Annotated in this window: 17 protein-coding genes; 9 read left to right on the top strand and 8 right to left on the bottom strand. The window is 69.1% G+C overall.

The window, feature by feature from the left end; all coding sequences use genetic code 11:
• Nucleotides 1-68 precede the first annotated feature (68 nt).
• From AC3A4T_RS19765 to AC3A4T_RS19745, 5 genes are all read left to right on the top strand, one after another.
• Nucleotides 69-233: a hypothetical protein gene (locus tag AC3A4T_RS19765; RefSeq protein WP_487676947.1), complete on the top strand. Its 165-nt coding sequence runs from the start codon at nt 69-71 to the stop codon at nt 231-233.
• Between the two features lie 70 nt (nt 234-303).
• Nucleotides 304-1,485: a lytic polysaccharide monooxygenase gene (locus AC3A4T_RS19760; RefSeq protein ID WP_487676946.1), complete on the top strand. Its 1,182-nt coding sequence runs from the start codon at nt 304-306 to the stop codon at nt 1,483-1,485.
• A 108-nt stretch (nt 1,486-1,593) separates the two neighbouring features.
• Nucleotides 1,594-2,154, top strand: coding sequence for an L-threonylcarbamoyladenylate synthase type 1 TsaC (gene tsaC / locus AC3A4T_RS19755; protein WP_487676945.1), 561 nt, complete (start codon nt 1,594-1,596; stop codon nt 2,152-2,154).
• A gap of 261 nt (nt 2,155-2,415) precedes the next feature.
• On the top strand, nt 2,416-3,234 hold the full coding sequence (locus AC3A4T_RS19750; protein WP_487676944.1) for a DUF4124 domain-containing protein: 819 nt from the start codon (nt 2,416-2,418) through the stop codon (nt 3,232-3,234).
• Nucleotides 3,234-3,905 carry a DUF4124 domain-containing protein gene (locus AC3A4T_RS19745; protein ID WP_487676943.1) on the top strand — a complete coding sequence of 224 codons (672 nt, stop codon included), beginning with the start codon at nt 3,234-3,236 and terminating at the stop codon, nt 3,903-3,905. Before AC3A4T_RS19750 ends, AC3A4T_RS19745 begins: the two co-directional genes overlap by 1 nt.
• A gap of 102 nt (nt 3,906-4,007) precedes the next feature.
• Here AC3A4T_RS19745 and AC3A4T_RS19740 read toward each other — a convergent pair whose 3' ends face one another.
• Nucleotides 4,008-4,586, bottom strand: coding sequence for a hypothetical protein (locus AC3A4T_RS19740; RefSeq protein ID WP_487676942.1), 579 nt, complete (start codon nt 4,584-4,586; stop codon nt 4,008-4,010).
• 10 nt (nt 4,587-4,596) lie between these two features.
• Nucleotides 4,597-5,373, bottom strand: coding sequence for an SDR family oxidoreductase (locus tag AC3A4T_RS19735; protein ID WP_036105763.1), 777 nt, complete (start codon nt 5,371-5,373; stop codon nt 4,597-4,599).
• Nucleotides 5,374-5,458: 85 nt separating this feature from the next.
• Between AC3A4T_RS19735 and AC3A4T_RS19730 the strand changes: the two genes are divergently transcribed.
• Nucleotides 5,459-5,686 (top strand): hypothetical protein, encoded by a 228-nt coding sequence (locus AC3A4T_RS19730; RefSeq protein WP_487676941.1) that lies wholly within the window; start codon nt 5,459-5,461, stop codon nt 5,684-5,686.
• Nucleotides 5,687-6,110: 424 nt separating this feature from the next.
• Here the strand turns inward: AC3A4T_RS19730 and sppA are convergent, their stop codons facing one another.
• Nucleotides 6,111-8,000, bottom strand: a complete 1,890-nt coding sequence (gene sppA / locus AC3A4T_RS19725; RefSeq protein WP_487676940.1) for a signal peptide peptidase SppA — start codon at nt 7,998-8,000, stop codon at nt 6,111-6,113.
• 175 nt (nt 8,001-8,175) lie between these two features.
• Nucleotides 8,176-9,609, bottom strand: coding sequence for an MATE family efflux transporter (locus AC3A4T_RS19720; RefSeq protein WP_487676939.1), 1,434 nt, complete (start codon nt 9,607-9,609; stop codon nt 8,176-8,178).
• A gap of 125 nt (nt 9,610-9,734) precedes the next feature.
• On the opposite strand from AC3A4T_RS19720, the gene AC3A4T_RS19715 reads away from it, so the two are divergent.
• Together AC3A4T_RS19715 and AC3A4T_RS19710 are read left to right on the top strand one after the other, a co-directional pair.
• The gene (locus AC3A4T_RS19715) at nt 9,735-11,270 is read left to right on the top strand and encodes a DUF3667 domain-containing protein (RefSeq protein WP_487676938.1); all 1,536 of its coding nucleotides are present in this window, start codon (nt 9,735-9,737) and stop codon (nt 11,268-11,270) included.
• Nucleotides 11,267-11,629, top strand: a complete 363-nt coding sequence (locus AC3A4T_RS19710) for a DUF4286 family protein (protein WP_487676937.1) — start codon at nt 11,267-11,269, stop codon at nt 11,627-11,629. Before AC3A4T_RS19715 ends, AC3A4T_RS19710 begins: the two co-directional genes overlap by 4 nt.
• A gap of 311 nt (nt 11,630-11,940) precedes the next feature.
• Here AC3A4T_RS19710 and AC3A4T_RS19705 read toward each other — a convergent pair whose 3' ends face one another.
• The 3 genes from AC3A4T_RS19705 to AC3A4T_RS19695 form a co-directional block, all read right to left on the bottom strand.
• The gene (locus tag AC3A4T_RS19705; RefSeq protein ID WP_487677100.1) at nt 11,941-12,153 is read right to left on the bottom strand and encodes an SMI1/KNR4 family protein; all 213 of its coding nucleotides are present in this window, start codon (nt 12,151-12,153) and stop codon (nt 11,941-11,943) included.
• 70 nt (nt 12,154-12,223) lie between these two features.
• Nucleotides 12,224-12,787 carry a DUF3106 domain-containing protein gene (locus AC3A4T_RS19700; RefSeq protein WP_487676936.1) on the bottom strand — a complete coding sequence of 188 codons (564 nt, stop codon included), beginning with the start codon at nt 12,785-12,787 and terminating at the stop codon, nt 12,224-12,226.
• A 107-nt stretch (nt 12,788-12,894) separates the two neighbouring features.
• Nucleotides 12,895-13,914, bottom strand: coding sequence for a sigma factor-like helix-turn-helix DNA-binding protein (locus tag AC3A4T_RS19695; RefSeq protein WP_487676935.1), 1,020 nt, complete (start codon nt 13,912-13,914; stop codon nt 12,895-12,897).
• Between the two features lie 442 nt (nt 13,915-14,356).
• Between AC3A4T_RS19695 and AC3A4T_RS19690 the strand changes: the two genes are divergently transcribed.
• Entirely contained in the window at nt 14,357-16,615 is a 2,259-nt protein-coding gene (locus AC3A4T_RS19690) for a primosomal protein N' (RefSeq protein WP_487676934.1), read from the top strand.
• A gap of 198 nt (nt 16,616-16,813) precedes the next feature.
• Here AC3A4T_RS19690 and AC3A4T_RS19685 read toward each other — a convergent pair whose 3' ends face one another.
• A complete protein-coding gene (locus tag AC3A4T_RS19685; protein ID WP_487676933.1) occupies nt 16,814-17,236 on the bottom strand; it encodes a g-type lysozyme inhibitor in 423 nt (140 codons plus the stop codon).
• Nucleotides 17,237-17,738 lie beyond the last annotated feature (502 nt).

The raw sequence follows: 17,738 nt of genomic DNA, 5'->3' as shown, positions 1-17,738 counted from the left end.
AGACCCATCGGCGTTGCGCGGCGGCTTGCCGTCTTGCAACGCTGAGTGGGTGAAACCGGTTCGCGGGCATGTCGATCTTGATCGTCATGCCCGCGTTCGGTGTGCGCGAGGTTCCTTGTCGATCCCGCGAGTTCGCCTTCGACCGCATCGATCAGTGCCGTCGAACGGAGCATTGCTGCCTGGCCCTGCAGCCGGCGGCATTCATCGAGCACGCACAATGCGTACTTGTCTGATTGTGCTCGCGCTGAGCGTGCCTACGCTGGCTTGTCCGGATGCCCCCGGACGCCATTCCCAGGAACGCTCATGACTCCGTTTCCCCCGATACGGTCCGCCCTCATCGCCCTCGCCGTGCTGACCGCGTTGCCGGTCGCGCACGTTCACGCCCACGGCTCGATGATCAAACCCAAGAGCCGCGTCGTCGCCTGCGCCGACGGCAACCGCGAAAACCCGACCGACCCGGCTTGCGCCGCCGCGCATCAGGTGTCGGGCTCGGCGATGTTCTACGACTGGATGAGCATCAATCAGGCCGCCGCCAACGGTAACCATCGCGCCGTGGTCGCCGACGGCAAGCTGTGCAGCGGCGGCAATCCCACCTTCGAGGGCCTGAACCTCGCCCGCGCCGACTGGCAGGCGCAGCCGATCGCCGCCGACGCCAACGGCCGCTACGAATTCCTGTTCAAGGGCACCGCGCCGCATGCCACCCGCGAGTGGACGTTCTATGTGACCCGCGACGGCTGGAACCCGAACCAGCCGCTGCGCTGGGCCGACCTGGAGCCGTTCTGCACGGTCGGCAATACCCCGCTCGCCGCCGACGGCAATTACCACTTGAACTGCCCGCTGCCCAAGCGCAGCGGCCGCCATGTGATCTACAACACCTGGCAACGCTCGGATTCGACCGAAGCGTTCTACACCTGCATGGACGTGGCGTTTTCCGGCGCGGGCACGCCGCCCTCGCCGACGACCTGGACCGACGCCGGCGCGCTGAGCGCGCCCACCGCGCTGCCGGTCGGCACCACCGTGAGCCTGCGGGTGTTCGAGGCCAACGGCAACGACGCCGAGCGCATCGAGGTCACGCTCAAGGCCGGCGAAACCGCGGCGACCGCCTGGCCGCTGCGCCTGGGCCGGCAGGTCAACGCGAGCGCCCGCTACGCCCGCATCGGCGTGCTCGGCAACGGCGTGATCACCCCGCAGCCTTCGGCCAGCGCCAACCGCGTGTTCCTCAGCGGCAGCGGTCGTCGCCATCAACTCGACATCAGGCAGCCCGCACCCAATCCGAACCCGAACCCGGGCACTCCGTCGGGTTACGACTACGTCTACCCAGACGGCATCGGCCGCTACGTGCCCGGCGTCACCGTGGTCAAGGGCAGCGACGGCAAGCGCTACGGCTGCCGGCCGTTCCCCGAAGGCGGCTGGTGCAACATCAACGCCGACGCCTACCGTCCCGGCACCGGCTACGCCTGGAAGGACGCCTGGGTGCCGTACTGAGTCCCGCCGTACCGCGTTCGAACCGGTCCCGGCTCGGGACCGGACCGGCCGATCCCGATGCCGCGACCGCCATGCGACACTGCGCCATCGCCCCCGCATCCGATCCGCATGCCTGAGCTGAGCCTCGAACACGCCGCCGCCGCGCTCATCCGCGGCGGCGTCGTCGTCTATCCGACCGAAGCGGTCTGGGGGATCGGCTGCGATCCGTTCGACCAGACCGCGGTGCTGCGCCTGCTGGCGATCAAGCAGCGGCCGGTCGACAAGGGCGTGATCCTGATCGCCGCCTCGGTCGAGCAGTTCGACGGCCTGATCGACTGGTCGGCATTGCCCGGCGAGCGCGCCGATGCGGTGCGCGCCAGCTGGCCCGGGCCGAACACCTGGGCGGTGCCCGCCACCGACGCGGTCCCCGCCTGGATCCGCGGCAGCCACGACAGCGTCGCCGTGCGCGTCACCGCGCATCCCCAGGCGCGCGCGCTGTGCCTGGCGCTCGGCCGCCCGCTCGTCTCCACCAGCGCCAACCTCGCCGGCCAACCGCCGGCGTTCCAGCGCGACCAGCTCGACCGCGCCCTGCTCGCGCTCGCCGACGGCGTGTGCGTCGGCGAAACCGGCGGCCTGTCCGCGCCAACCCCGATCCGCGTCGCCGCGACCGGCGAGGTGCTGCGGGGCTGACCGGGGTCCGACACGGCCGCGACCATGCTCGCGCGATCCCGCCCCTTGGTCCGGAGGTCCCGCCATGACCCTGCCCTCGCCCCATTCCCCGCCTGGGCGCTGTGGTCGGCTGTTGATGGTCGGCGGCGGCGTGCTGGTGCTGGTCTGGCGTCGCTGAACCGGCCGGCGCCACGCCGCGCTTGGCTAAACCCGCCCTCAACGCCCGCGATCCGCGCCCCGCTTCGACTTCCCCGTAACGCAGGCGAGGCGCAAGATGCGTGCATGAACGCCATCCACGCCCGCCGTCGAAGCCTGGTCCTGGCCGCCCTGCTGTCCACCGGCGCATCGCTGGGCACGGCGCAGGCCGCCGAGGTGCTCATCTACCGCTGCACCGACGATCGCGGTCAGCTCAGCCTGCGCGACACGCCCTGCGCCCAGGGCCAGCGTCAGCAGACCCTGAGCATGGCCCGTCCGGTCGATCCGCCGCCGCGGGTGATCGAAGCCTCGGCCGCGCCGGCCCCGGCCTCGCGTCCGGCGATCGACAGCAGGCCGCGTGTGCTGGTGGTGCGCAACCCGCAACCGATGTTCGACTGCGTGCGCCCCGACGGCAGCAGCTACACCAGCAGCAACGGCGACGGCAATCCGCGCATGGTGCCGATCGTCGACCTGGGCTACGGCGTGCCGGTCTACACCGGCAACCGCACCTCGCTGGGCGGCCGCATCGGCGCGCCGCGGCCGCGCCTGGGCGATCCGGCCGCCGTGCTCAATTCCCCGAGCGCCCGTTCCGCGGGCATCGGCTCGGCCGGCATCGCGGTGGCCGCCAACGGCCGCCACGGCAATGTCAGCTATGCGACCACCGCCTACTCGGGCGGGTATTATTCCGGCGGCTACAACTACGGCTCCGGCGTGTACTACGGCAGCCAGTTGATCCGCGACGAATGCGAGCAACTGCCCCAGGAAGAAGTGTGTTCGCGCCTGCGCGACAACTGCTACCAGGGCGATCGCCGCTACAACAGCGCGCTGCAGAGCGAGCGCGAACAGATCACCCGGGAACAGCGCATCATCGATGCGCGAATGAACGCCGATTGCGGAGCTTACTGATGCGTGTGTGGTGGTTGTCGGTTTTGTTGCTGGCCAGTGCCGGCACTCACGCGCAAGGCGGCAAGGTGGTGATCTACCGCTGCACCGATGCCCTCGGCCAGTTGACGGTGCAGAACAACACGCCGTGCCCGAAGGGTCAGCAGCAGGAAAAACGCGTGCTCGAAGGCGTGTCCAGCTCGTCCGCGCCGCCGACCTTCATCGGCTCGCCGGTGGCGCCGTACGCGCCGGCCAATGCCCCGCCGCCGCATCCGCCGGTGTCCTCGCAACTGCCGTCGGTCAAGACGCCCGCGGCGATCAAGCAAGCCCCCGTGCCGGCCGGCCCGCAGATCGCCGACGCCGACCGGCTGCCGCCGCCGGTGTTGTTCGAATGCCGCACCTACGACAACGGCCGCTACCTCAACGACGACGGCAACCCGCCGCAGCGTTGCGCGCAACTGCAGACCACCGGCCTGGGCGGCACCGCCAGCCCCGGGGTCGGCGTCGCCTGCCAGATGGTCACCGACCAATGCCAGCGCCTGCCCGACGAGGCCTTGTGCGAAAACTGGAAGCAGCGCCTGCGCGAAGCGCAATCGGCGCTGCGTTTCGGCCGCAGCGACAGCAAGGATGCGTCGGCCGCCGAGGTCGCGCGAATCCAGCGGATCGTGACCGAAAGCACCTGCGGCAAGAAATAGACCGCGGCGCGCTAGGCATCGCCCGCCGTCTCTCTCGTCAAGTGCTCACCGACATCACCATCGCCGCCACGCCTTGATGCGAGCAAGCGTCGCTCGCCTCTATCAACGCGGCGCGCGCGGCGCGGCGTCGTAATCCTCGACCGAGATACCGAAATACGAGCGCTTGCCGCGCAGTTCGATGCGTTCGCTGTCGCGCAAGGCGCCGAAGGTGTTGCGCGCAATACCGCACAGACGCCGGCGAAGCAGGAAACCGTCGTCGGGCAGCACCACCGAGGTGCGGCAACCGCGGAAGCCCGATTCGCGCAGGCGCACCGATTCGGTTTGCGTCGCCGGGCGCGGGCCGGCCAGGTGGTGCAACAGCACCGGCACGAAAAAACGCAGCCCGCTGTGCAGGAGGAAGAAGAACGCCACGCACAGCAGCACCTGGATGGCCCCGGCGCGCCGATCGGCCGACGGGTCCAGCCCCGGGGGCCAGCCGTAGAGCAACACGATCACGGCCATGGTCACCGCCGCGGTCAACGCCAGCACCGCCGGACCGAGCCAGGCGGCCTCCAGCGACGGCACGAACGGGTCCAGCAGGGTCGGGATTCCCATCGCCAACAAGGCCACACCGAACAAGATCCAGCCGGAACCCGACCTTCGCATATCGATGACGACCGGCGCTTTGTCGCGAGCGGGCATGGCGAGGCCCTCAGAATCCGTAACGCTGAAACCCGCCATCCACCGCGATGCATTCGCCGGTGATGTAGCCCGCCGCCGGCAGACACAAAAACGCGACCGCCGCGGCGACTTCCTCGGGTTCGCCGATGCGGCCGGCCGGCGTGCGCAGCAGCACCTCGTCTAGATAATCCGGATCGGCGAGTTTGTCGGAGGTGCGGCGGGTGCGGATGTACCACGGCGCGACCGCGTTGACGCGCACGCCGTCCTCGGCCCATTCCACCGCGAGGTTGCGGGTCATCTGGTGCATCGCCGCCTTGCTCATGCCGTAGGGCGAGCCGGTGCGCACGTGCAGATTGCCCGACACGCTGCCGACGTTGACGATGCTCGAGGCGGCGTGGCGGGTCAGCAATGCATGCGCGTAGCGCGACAGTTCGAACGCCGAGAACACGTTGATCTCGAAGATCTGCCGCCACTCGTCCTCGGTGTAGTCGTTGGTCGGCTTGCTCAGGTTGCCGCCGGCGTTGTTGACCAGGATGTGCAGGCCTTCACCGAAGTCCTCGACCCAGTCCAGCAGTTCGCGCCGCTGTTCGTCGTCGGCGACGTCGGCGACGAAGCCGTGGATGTCGCGGTCGGGGAAGTCTTCCAGCAGCTCGGCGCGCGCCGATTCCAGCGCGGTCGCGTCGCGCGCGGCCAGCAGCACGTCGGCGCCGAAGCCGAGCAGTTCGCGCGCGATCGCGCGGCCGATGCCGGCGCTGCCGCCGGTGACCAAGGCGAGCTGTCCGTCCAGTCGCCAGCGCTTGGGGTCCATGGCTTGTCTCCGGGTGTGCGGTGGATCGCCGCGCTGCGCGCGCGACCGGCGTAGCATAACGGCCGGACCGACCGAGGATGCCGCGATGAAACCACGCCGTATCGTATCGACCTTCGCCTGCGCCACGCTGCTGTGCGCGCTGGGCGCATGCTCCAAGCCCGAACCGCCGGAAAAAGAGCGACCGGTGGACCCGCAGGCGACGCAGATGCGCGACGCGATCCAACAACCGATCGAGCAGGCCAAGTCGGTCGAAGGCGCGGTCGATCAGGGCGCGGAGCAGACGCGCAATGCGATCGATGCCGCCGGCGGCTGAGTGATCGCGGTGCGATGCCGGACTGCGATGCGGCGCGGCCCGGTCACGTCGTTGCCGTCGTCGGCGTCGCTGCCCGAGTACTTTTCGTTGCCTCGGCACTTTTGTGGGAGGGGCTTCAGCCTCGACGCTGTTGTCTCAGTTCGCGCGGATGGTTCGTCGCGATCGGAATGAAAGGCGTCGGGGCTGAAGCCCCTTCCCCAAGAGCCGTCGCGCTGACGCCGCATCCACTCGCGGGCCGAAGTGCCTGCAGGGGATTGGGGCTTGGCACTCGACTCGCAGTAGCCCTCGGCTCCTGAAACGCCAACGGGCCGCGATGCGGCCCGTTGGCTTTTGATCCGTCGCCGGCGCTGCCTTCACCCCAACCCTCTCCCGCAAGCGGGAGAGGGAGCGGATCGTGGCGCTCTGCCGGGTTACGGCGGGCGCGTTACAACTCGCAGAAGCAATACGCCAGCGACTTCACCGGCACGCCGCTGGTCGGCTTGATCGAGCTTTCCAGGAAACGCAGGTCCGACGCGGTCTGCGGCAACGCCTTGGCCAGCAGGCCGCGGGCGAGGTCGGAACGGCCCAGCAGCGCGCTGCCGGCCTGGCTCTGGGCGATGCCGGCGAAGAAACGCTCGAACGGGGTCGGCATCTTCTCGACGTAACGCACGCGGTACTCGCCGGCCTTGCCGAGCTTGGCGCGCGCGGCGACGTCGGTGATCGCATCGGGCAGGCCGCCCAGCGCGTCGACCAGACCGCGTTCCTTGGCCTGCGCGCCGCTCCACACGCGACCGCGCGCGATCGCGTCGATCTCGGCGACCGGCTTCTTGCGCGCGTTGGCGACGCGGCCGGTGAAATCGGCATAGCCCTTGTTGATCACGGTCTGGATGACCTGGCCGACTTCCGGCGCCAGCGGCCGGGTGATGTCGAAGGAACCGGCGAAACGGGTGGTGCCCACGCCGTCGGTATGCACGCCGATCTTTTCCAGCGCGCGCGGCACGGTCGGGATCATGCCGAAGATGCCGATCGAACCGGTGATGGTCGAGGCGTCGGCGTAGATCTTGTCGGCGTTCATCGAGATCCAGTAGCCACCCGAAGCAGCCAGATCGCCCATCGACACCACCACCGGCTTGCCGGCGGCCTTCAGCGCGACGATCTCGCGACGGATCTGCTCGGAGGCGAACACTTCGCCGCCGGGCGAATCCACCCGCAGCACCACCGCCTTGACGTGCTCGTCGTCGCGCGCGTCGCGCAACAGCGCCGCGGTGCTGACGCCGCCGACCGAACCGGGCGGCTGCTCGCCGCCGGCGATTTCGCCCTCGGCGACCACGATCGCGACCTGCGGACGCTGATCGGCCGGATTGACCATGCGGTCCATGCCGGCGATGTAGGCGTCGAACGAAATCTGACGGAACCCGCCCTCGGCATCGGCATCGGCCGCGCCGCGCTTGGTCAGCAGGGTGTCGACTTCTTCGCGCGTCTTCAAACCATCGATCAGCTTGAGCTGCATCGCGTACTTGCCCAGGTCGCCCTGGACCGCGTCCAGGCGCTGCGGCAGTTCGTCGATCGCGGCGGTCAGGTCGGCGGCCTTGAGCTTGCGCGCCTTGGCCACGTCGTCGAGGTAGCGCGACCACAGGTCGTTCATCCAGAACAGATCGGCGGTCTTGGACTCTTCCGACGCGGCGTCGAGGATGTACGGCTCGGCCGCCGACTTGAACTCGCCGACGCGGAACAGGTGTACGTCCACGCCGAGCTTGTCCTGCAGGCCCTCACGATAGTATTGGCGGTAGCGGCCTAACCCTTCGAGCATCAACCCGCCCATTGGATCGAGGAAGATTTCGCTGGATTGCGAAGCGACCAGGTACTGCTTCTGATCCATGGTCTCGGCGAAGGTGATGACCTCCTTCTTGCTCGCGCGCACCCGCGCGACCGCCGCGGCGACTTCGCGCAGCGAGGCCATGCCCGCCGCCTGCAACTTGTCCAGACGCAGCACGACGCGCTCGATGCGCTTGTCGTCCTTGGCCGCGTCCAGCGCGCGGATCACGTCGCGCAGCTGCACTTCCGGGTTCTTGTCGCCGAACGCGCGGTTGAGCGCGCGCGAGGCCGGGTCGGAGCTGTACTGCTCGACCAGGTTGCCTTCCGGCGCGATCACCAGGGTGGTGCGCTCCTGCAACGGCTTGGCGCCGCCGCCGCTGAACAACAGCATGGCGAGGAACAGCAACAGGAAGCCGAAGAACAGCAGGTTGAAGATCAACCGGCGAGTGAAATTCATCGTGTCCCAGACGCCGACGAAGAATCGCATCAACGGCCCGCGACTTGGGGTGACTTGGTTCATTGCACAGACTCCATGTGTACCGGGTCAGACTAACCCGGCACGGGTTGCGGTTTCACCCGCCATTCGTACTGGGGCCGGGATCCGAGATTCGAGATGGGGGATTCGCAAAATCAAGGCAAGGGCCAGGGCCCTGGGCATTCACAAATCCCCAATCCCCAATCCCGAATCCCGGCGTTCAAGTACATCCGGTTTCGTGCGGATCGACCTCATGCGGCGACTCGGTCTGCATCCGCGCGGCCAGCCGCGCGGGTTCACTGGAACGCAGGAAACGCAGGCCCAGCAACACCGAGGCCACGGTCAGGCCGGCGATCAGGCCGATCCACATGCCCTTCGGCCCCCAGCCCAGGCCCAGGCCGAGCCCGGCGCCGACCGGCATGCCCACGCCCCAATAGGCCAGCGCGGCCAGGATCATCGGCATGCGGGTGTCCTTGAGGCCGCGCAGGGCGCCGGCCGACAGCACCTGAATGCCGTCGGGGAACTGGAACATCGCCGAATACAGCAGCAACGACGCGGCCAGGGTCGCGACCGCGGCGTCGGCGGTGTAGAAACTCACCAGCAGCTCGTTCGCGCTCAACAGCAGGATGCCCGAGCACAACTGGGTGGCGATCACGATCGCGTAGCCGGCGTAACCGGCCCGACGCACGCCGGCGTAGTCGCGCCGGCCCATCGCATGGCCGACCCGCACCGTGGTCGCTTCGGCCAGGCCCATCGGCACCATGAAGCACAGCGCCGACAGGTTGATCGCGATCTGATGCGCCGACGCCGGCACTTCGCCCAGGCGGCCGATCAGCAGCGCGGTGACGATGAACAGACTGCCCTCCATCAACACGGTCACGCCGATCGGCAGGCCGGTCGCGAGCAAACCGCGGATGGTCGGCCAATGCGGCTTGTCGAAGCGCTCGAACAGGCGCAGGTCGGCGAAGCGCTTGGCCCGGCTCAGCACCACGAAGAAACCGATCGCCTGCGCCCACAACATCGCCGCCGAGGCGATGCCCAGGCCGCCGGCGCCCATTTCCGGCAGGCCGAACTTGCCGAAGGTCAACACATAGCCCAGCGGCGCCAGGATCAGCAGGCCGCCGGCGCTGAGCAGCATCGTCGGCAAGGTCCAGTGCAGGCCCTCGCTGAGATAGCGCATGCAGAAGAACAGCGTCAGCGCCGGCACGCCCCAGCGGATGCCGTGCAGGAAATCGCGCGCGCCGGGAATGATGCCCGGCGCGATGCCCATCGCGCCCAGCGCATACGGGATCAGGGTCAGGAACGCGAACAGGAACACGCTCAGCAGCACCGCCATCCACAGCGCCTGGCGGAACAGCGCGCCGATTTCGCCGCGACGGCCGGCGCCTTCGAGTTGCGACACCGACGGCGGCACCGACAGCAACGTACCGATCGGCACCATCATCGGCAGCCACCACAGCGCGGTGCCGATGGTCACCGAGGCCAGCGTGGTGGTGCTGTGGTGACCGGCGAGGGTGTTGTCGACGAAGCCGATCAGGCCGGTGGACACGTGGCCGGCCACCAGGGGCGCGGCAAGAATCAAGGTGGTGCGGATCTCGCCCGCCAGGCCGGAACGGACGGCGGGGCGGGAATCGGTGGGGGATGACGCGGACATGGGAGAGGACCAACAGCACGACTGCGGCCGCGCATCCGGTCTAGGGCGCTGGCGCCGGGTCGCGGCGGACGGCTATCTTACCCGCTCGAAAGTGAAGGCCGGGGAGCCTCTTTTCTCGATTCCCAATGAGCGCAACCACTTCTTCAGGCGCCAGCCATGCTGGCGAGCACGAGCCAGGCCACGAGCAAGGCCATGCCCCCGACGATGGCCACGGCCATCCCAGTCATTGCGAAAACTGCAAGGCGCCGCTGCAGGGCCACTATTGCCACGTCTGCGGCCAGTCGGTCGTCAACCCGATCCGCCACGCCGGGCATGCGCTGGAGGAAGTGTTCGAGTCGTTCTGGCATCTCGACGGCCGCATTTTCCGGACTTTGCGCGATCTGCTGTCTCCCGGCCGGGTCGCCAAGAACTACATCGCCGGCCATCGCGTGCGCTACGTCGCGCCGCTGCGGCTGTTCGTGATCGTCTCGGTGCTGACCTTCTTCGTCGCCCAGTTCACCGTGCATTTCGACGAATCCAAGTCCGACGGATTCGAGGTCATCGACCTGCAAGGCACCACGGTGCGCATGGGCAACCGGCAGAAGCAGATCAAGAAAGCCAATTCGGTCGCCGAAGTCGAATCGCTGCGCGTGCAGACCATCAAGGAACTGCAGATTGCCCGCGCGGCGATACCGGCCTCCGCCCGCAGCGCCATCGACAAGTCGATCCAAGGCGTGCAGCTTCAGGCCGACTTGCGCATCGAGACCCTGCGCGGCGAGCAAAGCCTCGACGAAAGCGACATCGCCGAGGGCAAGGCCGAGGGCGCGCGCGAGGCCGCCGAAGCGCTGGTGCCGCCGAACAGCATCGCCGCGGCCAAGACCCTGGCCGAGGTCGAACAACGCCGCGACGCGCTGATCGCGCCGCTCAAGGCGCAACGCGCGGCCACGCCGGCCGGTTCCAAGCCGCGCGACGCGATCGATCGCGAAATCGCCGAGACCAATGCCGAAGCCGGTTGCCGCATCGCCGCGTTGCAGGTCGAACACGCCACCGTCAGCCAGGGCGCGCCGCCGCGTCCGCTCGACGCGCAGCGCTACGGCGAAACCGATTGCGACGACGGCAGCCCGCTGTCGTTCAACGGCCGGGCCTGGGACGCCAAGACCAATCCGCTGACGGTGAGCTGGTGGCCGCAATTCGCCAACGACTGGCTCAACCGCCAGGTCGGTCGCGGCGAAATCAACTTCAAGCGCGCCAGCAAGGAACCGTGGCTGTACATCCACTCGCTGATCGCCGCGGTGCCGTCGGCGCTGTTCCTGATGGTGCCGATCTTCGCGCTGCTGCTGAAGCTGACCTACCTGGGTTCGGGCCGCGGCTATCTCGAGCATCTGGTGGTGGCGTTGTACAGCCATGTCTACCTGTGCCTGTCGATCCTGGCGATGTTCGTGCTGGTCCTGCTCGGCAACGCGATCTCGCCGCACTGGGGCGGCTTCGCCTGGGTCAGCGGACTCGCCATGAGCGCGCTGTGGATATGGATGCCGATCTATCTGCTTCTGATGGAAAAACGCGTGTACGGCAACGGCTGGCTGCCGACCCTGGTGCGCTACGTGGTGATCGGCACGCTGTATTTCGTTCTACTGAGCTTCGTGGTGCTCGCGCTGGCGGTCGCCGCGCTGGTGCGCATGTGAGTGCGCCGCGCGCGGACGATGCCGACGCGGCGGCGGGCGTGATCTACGAGGTCAACCTCGACCTCGACGCCGCCATCGCCGACGACTACCTGGCCTGGCTGCGCGAACACATCGCGCAGATCTGCGCCCTGCCCGGGTTTCTCGGCGCGACGCTGCACGTCGTAGCCGATCCGGTCGCCGAATCCGGCCGTAGCGCGCTGTGCGTGCAATACCGATTGCGCGACCAGACCGCGCTGGACGATTACCTGTGCGATCACGCGCCGCGATTACGCGCCGACGGCATGGCCCGTTTCGGTGGAAAGTTCAATGCATCGCGGCGAATCCTGCATCCCATCGCAAACCGATCGCGGCCCCTGTAGGAGCGGCGCAAGCCGCGACCGCGACACTTCGCTTGCATCGAAACCCTCGCCGTAGCCGAAATACCGCGGTCGCGGCTCACGCCGCTCCTACACAGAGCATGCTCGACGATTACCTGAGCAACCCGCGCATCACGGCGAAACCTGCATCCCATCGCAAGCCGGTCGCAGCCCCTGTAGGAGCGGCGTGAGCCGCGACCGCGCCACTTCGCTCGCATCGAAACCCTCGCCGTAACCGAATGCCGCGGTCGCGGCTCGCGCCGCTCCTACAGGGGCTGCGGCGATATCGATCCTCAGAACAGCTGCGGGAATTCTTACGGATCGGCCTGGATATCGCGCAGCGATCGCGTCAGCAGATCAGCGAAATCCGTCGCGACATAAGCGATTTCGTCCGGATCGTGCACGTAGGCGATGATCTGCCCGATCCGGCCGCCCAGCGCCGGCGCGCAGTCCTGGATCAGCACCAAGCTCGCGCCGCCGAAGCTCGCGAACGGCAACCAGCCCTCGTGAAACCAGCCGGCCTGGATGCGCGGATCGCGCGGCTCCGGATCGGCACTGAGCGAAATCCGTATCGTGGCGTGCTTGGGTCTTGCAGGTTCAGTGCAGCAAAGCGTCCTGCAACCACGCGCCGCGTTGCGCCGCCGGCACCGCGAGCAGACCGCCGCGCAGACGCTCGCGATCCTGCGGCGCGGTGCGCTGCACCAGCACCGCGAGGTCCTTGCGCTGAGCCGGCGTCAGCGCGCGCAGCGCGCTCAACAGCGCGGCGTGCTGGGCCTGCGGCAGTTGCGCCAGCAACGGCTGCAGCCCGGGATAGTCCGCGCCGAGCGCGGGACCGAGCAGCCAGCCGCGCCGCTCGCTGCGATCGAGCGCGTCGAACTGCTCGCGCAAGGCCCGTTGCTGCTCCGGCGGCAAGGCGGCGTAGCGCGCGGCCGCGGCTTGCAGCTGCGCGCGTTCGTCCGCGCTCAGTGCCTGCCAGGCCTGAAAGCGTTCGCGGCGCTCGCCGCGCTGGGCGTCGCTGAGCTCGCCCCACTGCGCGGCGCGGCGGCCGAAGTCGCGGCGTTGATCTTCGTTCCAGCCGTCCCAGCGTCGGCCGTTGTCGCGCAGGCGGGCCTGGGCGTCGGCCGGCAGGCGCGACAAGGCCTGGTCCAGTTCCGGTGGCAATGCGCTGGCCGGAAGCAAAGCCGCGGCCAGCGCCAAAGCCAGTGCGACCGATCCAAGCGTCGCTCGGCGCGACCCAACGCGCGACGACGGTGCGGCATGACGACGCATCATTCGCCCTCCGAGGCGTCGGTTTCGGACGAGTGGGTTTCGCCACCCGGCGCGGCCGGCGCATCGGGCACGACCGGGGTCTCCAGCGGCACCGCGGCGACGGCCGTGATCGTGCCGGCATCGCGCGCGGCCAGCCAGCTGCGGAAATCCACGTCGGTCGCGGCGGCTTCGGCCTCGGGGTCGGCGAGCAGGGCGAAGTCGCGGTGGGCGATCAGCCCGGCCTCGCGGCCATAGCGCTCGGCCGGCGCGGACGCCTCCGGCAGCGCGCTGACCTGAACGCCGTCGGGCGCGCCGAGCCAGCCGCCGGCCAGACCGCCGCCGGGCCAGAACGTGGCCGCGAAGGCCAGCGCGCACAACGCCAGCAGGGTCCACAGCAACGGCATCAGCCAGCGCGGGCGCGACGGTACTGGCCGGTCCGCGCGTCCCGACGCGGACACCGGCGCGGTGTTCGCTGGTGCGCCGCTGAGCGCGAGTTCGCGCGCCTGGGCCAAGCGCTGCAGGCGCTCGGGCGGCAGGGTCTTGATCCGGCGATGGACCTGTTCGCGCAATTGCTGCCAGGCCTGCGGGTCGGCGCGGCCGTCGGCATGCCGCGGCAGGGCGCGCTGCAGGGCCAACCGGTAGGTCGCCGGGGCGACCCCGAGCACGGCCGCGGCCTCGCCTTCGCTGAGCCCGGCGGCCAACCGCAGCAATAGCGCCGCGCGCGGTCCGCTGCCCAGTTCGGCCAGTCGGTCGGTGGCCTCGACCGCGATCGCGACCGGGGTGCGATGGGCCAGACCGGGCTGGGTCAACAGCAGCGACCAGAACCGGCTTGGCCAGTCGCTGAGCGCGGCGTCGGCGGCGATCGCGCGGAAGGCGGCCATCGCCGCGGCCAGCGCGGCGTCGCCGGCGGCGGCGTCGCCGGCCTGTAATTCGGCCAGCACCGCGCCGCGTCGTTCGACGCCTCGCAGGAACGCGGACAGCGCCGCCGGAGCGGTCGAACGCAGTGCGGAAGGGCCCGTAGCGGGGGTCGTGGAACTCATCGGGACGGCTTCACCATACGGTGCATCATAGCGATGCAGGCGGCGCACAAAACCGCTTGACAAACCGTGCAGACGCGTTCGCACGAAGCAGGACGCGGCTTGCAGCCAAATCCGGTTGTGCACAGCAGTAATAGAACCGTCATCGGCCTCAGTTTAGGACCGCGCCGCGCCCGCATTACAACGATGTTTCACGAGCAAAGCCTTGATACGCAAGGGATTGGCGCGTCTGGCGATTTTTTCACCAACCTAACCCGAGGGCTTATTTCAACGCCCTCGCGCATAGCTGCGGACCCGCCATGCACAGATTTATCCACAGGCGGTGTGGATAAGGAGATTTTCCCTTCGAACTCGGCCACTTGCGTGAGTATTGTCACTTAACCCAGAGCAATGCCCCGCAACTGACGCGTCTGCCGCCGTTCGCTCCGGCTCGCTAGACTGAGGCATGCCCGAGGCCCTGTTTCCACCGCCGTCGACCGTCTGGCGGGTCGCTTTGCCGCTGCCGTTGCCGCGGCTGTTCGACTACCTGCCGCCCGCCGGACCGACCGCCGCGGGCGACCCGGTCGGCTGCCGGGTGCGGGTGCCGTTCGGGCGCCGCGAACTGATCGGAGTGGTGACCGAAGTCGGCCCGCCCGAGGCCGGCACCGACCCGGCCGCGCTCAAGGCGGTCGCCGCCCGGCTCGACCCCGAGCCGCTGCTGCAAGGCGAACTGCTCGACTCGTTGCGCTGGCTGGCCCGCTACACCCATGCCCCGCTCGGCGAAGTCCTGGCCACCGCCCTGCCCGGCCCGCTGCGCCACGGCGAGCCGCTGGCCGACACCCATGCCTGGGCCTGGCGCCTGACCGAAGCCGGCGCCACCGCCCGTGAGCGCCTGCGCGCCGGCAAGCCGCGCCGGCTCGCCGACCTGCTGGCCGAACACGGCACACTCGACGAGGACCGCCTCGACGACCTGTTCGAGGACTGGCGCAGCGCAGCGCGCGCCCTGGCCAAGCGCGAACACGCCGAACGGATCGCGGTGCCGGCCGCGCAGCGCGCGCCGGCGCCGCAGCCCGGCCCGGCGCTCAACGACGAACAGCAGGCGGCGACCGATTCGGTGCTGGCCGCGCGCGGCCGCTTCGCCGCGTTCCTGCTCGACGGGGTCACCGGCAGCGGCAAGACCGAGGTCTACCTGCACGCGATCGCCGACTGCCTGGCGCGCGGCAAGCAGGCGCTGATCCTGGTCCCCGAGATCGGCCTGACCCCGCAGACCCTGGCCCGCTTCCGCGCCCGCCTCGGCGTGCCGGTGCATGCGCTGCACTCGGGCCTGAGCGACGGCGAACGCGCGCGCACCTGGGCCGCGTTCGCGCGCGGGCAGGCGCGGGTCGCGGTCGGCACCCGCTCGGCGGTGTTTCTGCCGCTGCGCGAGCCGGGCCTGATCGTGATCGACGAAGAACACGACGGCAGCTTCAAGCAGCTCGACGGCATCCGTTACCACGCCCGCGATTTCGCCCTGGTCCGGGCCAAGGCGCTGGACGTGCCGGTGCTGCTCGGCAGCGCCACGCCGTCGCTGGAATCGCTGCGCAACGCCCAGGCCGGGCGCTACGGCCATCTGCAACTCAAGCGCCGCGCCGGCCAGGCGCAGCCGCCGCGGGTGCGGGTGCTGGACGTGCGCAAGCGCCCGCTCGAGGCCGGCCTGTCGCCGGAACTGATCGAGCGCATCGGCGGCGAACTGCGCGCCGGCGGCCAGGTGCTGGTGTTCAAGAACCGGCGCGGTTACGCCCCGGTGCTGCTGTGCCACGACTGCGGCTGGACCGCGCACTGCCCGCGCTGCTCGACCCCGCTCAAGGGCACGCCGATGACCGTGCACGGCGGCGGCCGGCGCCTGCAATGCCACCACTGCGGCACTCGCCGGCCGGCGCCGGACGCGTGTCCGGATTGCGGCGGGCTCGCGCTGCAATCGCAGGGCGCGGGCACCGAGCGGATCGAGGAATCGCTGGCCGCGCGGTTTCCGGATTTCCCGGTCATGCGCATCGATCGCGGCAGCACCCAGAAGCGCGATGCGCTGGAACAGATGCTGGGCGAGTTCGGCACCACGCCGGGCGTCCTGGTCGGCACGCAGATGCTGGCCAAGGGCCACGACCTGCCGAATCTGACTTTGGTCGCGGTGGTCGGCATCGACGAAGGCTTGTTCAGCGCCGACTTCCGCGCGCCGGAAAAACTCGCCCAGTTGCTGATCCAGGTCGCCGGCCGCGCCGGCCGCGCCGACAAACCCGGCGAGGTGATGCTGCAGACCCATCACCCCGATCACGAACTGCTGCACACCTTGCTGTCCGGCGGCTATCCGGCGTTCGCCGAAGTCGAACTGGCGCAGCGCGAGGCCGCCGGGTTTCCGCCGTTCGCGCACATGGCATTGATCCGCGCCGAGGCGCAGGAAGTCGAAGCGGCGAACGCGTTCCTGGCGATGGCGCGGCGCGAATTCGAACGCGTCGCCGGCCCGCGCGCGCGCGACGCCGCCGATCCGGCCACGTCGCTGGAAGTCAACGGACCGGTGCCCGCGCCGATGCCGCGCCGCGCCGGTTACCTGCGCGCGCAGCTGATCCTGTCCGCGCCCGAACGCCGCCCGCTGCACGCCGCGCTCGATGCCGCATTGCCGGCAATCCATGCCGCGCCGGAAGCGCGCAAGGTGCGCTGGTCGCTGGATGTCGATCCGGCCGATCTGTACTGATCGTCCAACCTCACCACCCAATTCGCGCGGATGCTCCGTCACTCCCCTGTAGGAGCGGCGTGAGCCGCGACCGCGCTATCTCGCTTGCGTCGTAGGTGAGGTGTCGCGGTCGCGGCTTACGCCGCTCCTACAGACGAGAATTTCAGCTCTTGCCAAAAGATCGTGGCTTCGCGCGCCGCGATCGCATGCGCACCGCCCTCAACGCACCTCGATCTTCAGCGAATACTTCACCACCGCGCCGCGACGCGCGCTGGCGCGCGGCTGGTACATCTGGATGCGATACACACCATCGGCCGGCAGGCGCGCGCTGCGGGTGTCGTCGCCTTCCAGCGGCAAGGCGAGCTGTTGCGGATCGGGCAGTACGTAGTCGGCCGGCGGAAACACGTTGAGGTTGGCGTTGCTGCTGCCGCTCACCTTCAGGCTCAACCGCTGGCCGGCCTTGGCGGTGAGCAGATACTCAACGGTGTCGTAGCCCTTGAACGAGCCTTTGAGTGTGGTCGCGCTCTGGCCCTTGGCGAAATGCACCGGCACCTGGCTGACCTTGTCGGCGGCCGAAGCGATCGCCGAGGACATCAGCAAGGACAGTGCGAGCAAAGCGGCCGATAAGGGGCGAGCGATCATGTGCGAATTCCATGGGGGATGGGCGATGACCTTAGCCCAACCCACGCTGCCGAATCGTGAACCGTGCCGATGCGGTTACATCGAGCGCCGATGTGCCCGCTCATCGCACGAAAAACGGCACGCGGCAACAAAGCGGCAACGCCGAAGCAACGCAAACCCGCGTCCGCCGAGACCATGCTTGCATCGTCGCAAAACGCGCCGACAGCGACACGGTAGCGCGTGAATTGACTAATCGCCGATAGCCCACCGCGATCGCCGCCTGCCTGCTCTGCGCCCCACGCCGACACCGATGCGATTCGCGGCGACCAGACCGGCGGTATTCACCGCCGCGTGCGACATAACGCAGCCCATCCCGTCATCCGATCCACACGCCGGTCGATATCGCCGAAACGCTGATCGACGTTGCGAACGAACACGGATCAGGACTTCGACTTGTCTGCGGGCTTCGCGGCCGCGGCCGGCTTGGATGGGGCTTGTTGCTTGGCTTGTTGCTTCGGTTGCT

Source organism: Lysobacter sp. Soil_N_51, from assembly GCF_057655755.1.
This window is presented reverse-complemented; position numbering and strand designations above follow the sequence as displayed.

Coding starts and splice junctions, on each gene's coding strand:
- AC3A4T_RS19765 (WP_487676947.1), top strand. CDS start 69: ATGTCGATCTTGATCGTCATGCCCGCGTTCGGTGTGCGCGAGGTTCCT.
- AC3A4T_RS19750 (WP_487676944.1), top strand. CDS start 2,416: ATGAACGCCATCCACGCCCGCCGTCGAAGCCTGGTCCTGGCCGCCCTG.
- tsaC (WP_487676945.1), top strand. CDS start 1,594: ATGCCTGAGCTGAGCCTCGAACACGCCGCCGCCGCGCTCATCCGCGGC.
- sppA (WP_487676940.1), bottom strand. CDS start 8,000: ATGAACCAAGTCACCCCAAGTCGCGGGCCGTTGATGCGATTCTTCGTC.
- AC3A4T_RS19690 (WP_487676934.1), top strand. CDS start 14,357: ATGCCCGAGGCCCTGTTTCCACCGCCGTCGACCGTCTGGCGGGTCGCT.
- AC3A4T_RS19695 (WP_487676935.1), bottom strand. CDS start 13,914: ATGAGTTCCACGACCCCCGCTACGGGCCCTTCCGCACTGCGTTCGACC.
- AC3A4T_RS19730 (WP_487676941.1), top strand. CDS start 5,459: ATGAAACCACGCCGTATCGTATCGACCTTCGCCTGCGCCACGCTGCTG.
- AC3A4T_RS19715 (WP_487676938.1), top strand. CDS start 9,735: ATGAGCGCAACCACTTCTTCAGGCGCCAGCCATGCTGGCGAGCACGAG.
- AC3A4T_RS19740 (WP_487676942.1), bottom strand. CDS start 4,586: ATGCCCGCTCGCGACAAAGCGCCGGTCGTCATCGATATGCGAAGGTCG.
- AC3A4T_RS19735 (WP_036105763.1), bottom strand. CDS start 5,373: ATGGACCCCAAGCGCTGGCGACTGGACGGACAGCTCGCCTTGGTCACC.
- AC3A4T_RS19760 (WP_487676946.1), top strand. CDS start 304: ATGACTCCGTTTCCCCCGATACGGTCCGCCCTCATCGCCCTCGCCGTG.
- AC3A4T_RS19720 (WP_487676939.1), bottom strand. CDS start 9,609: ATGTCCGCGTCATCCCCCACCGATTCCCGCCCCGCCGTCCGTTCCGGC.
- AC3A4T_RS19745 (WP_487676943.1), top strand. CDS start 3,234: ATGCGTGTGTGGTGGTTGTCGGTTTTGTTGCTGGCCAGTGCCGGCACT.
- AC3A4T_RS19685 (WP_487676933.1), bottom strand. CDS start 17,236: ATGATCGCTCGCCCCTTATCGGCCGCTTTGCTCGCACTGTCCTTGCTG.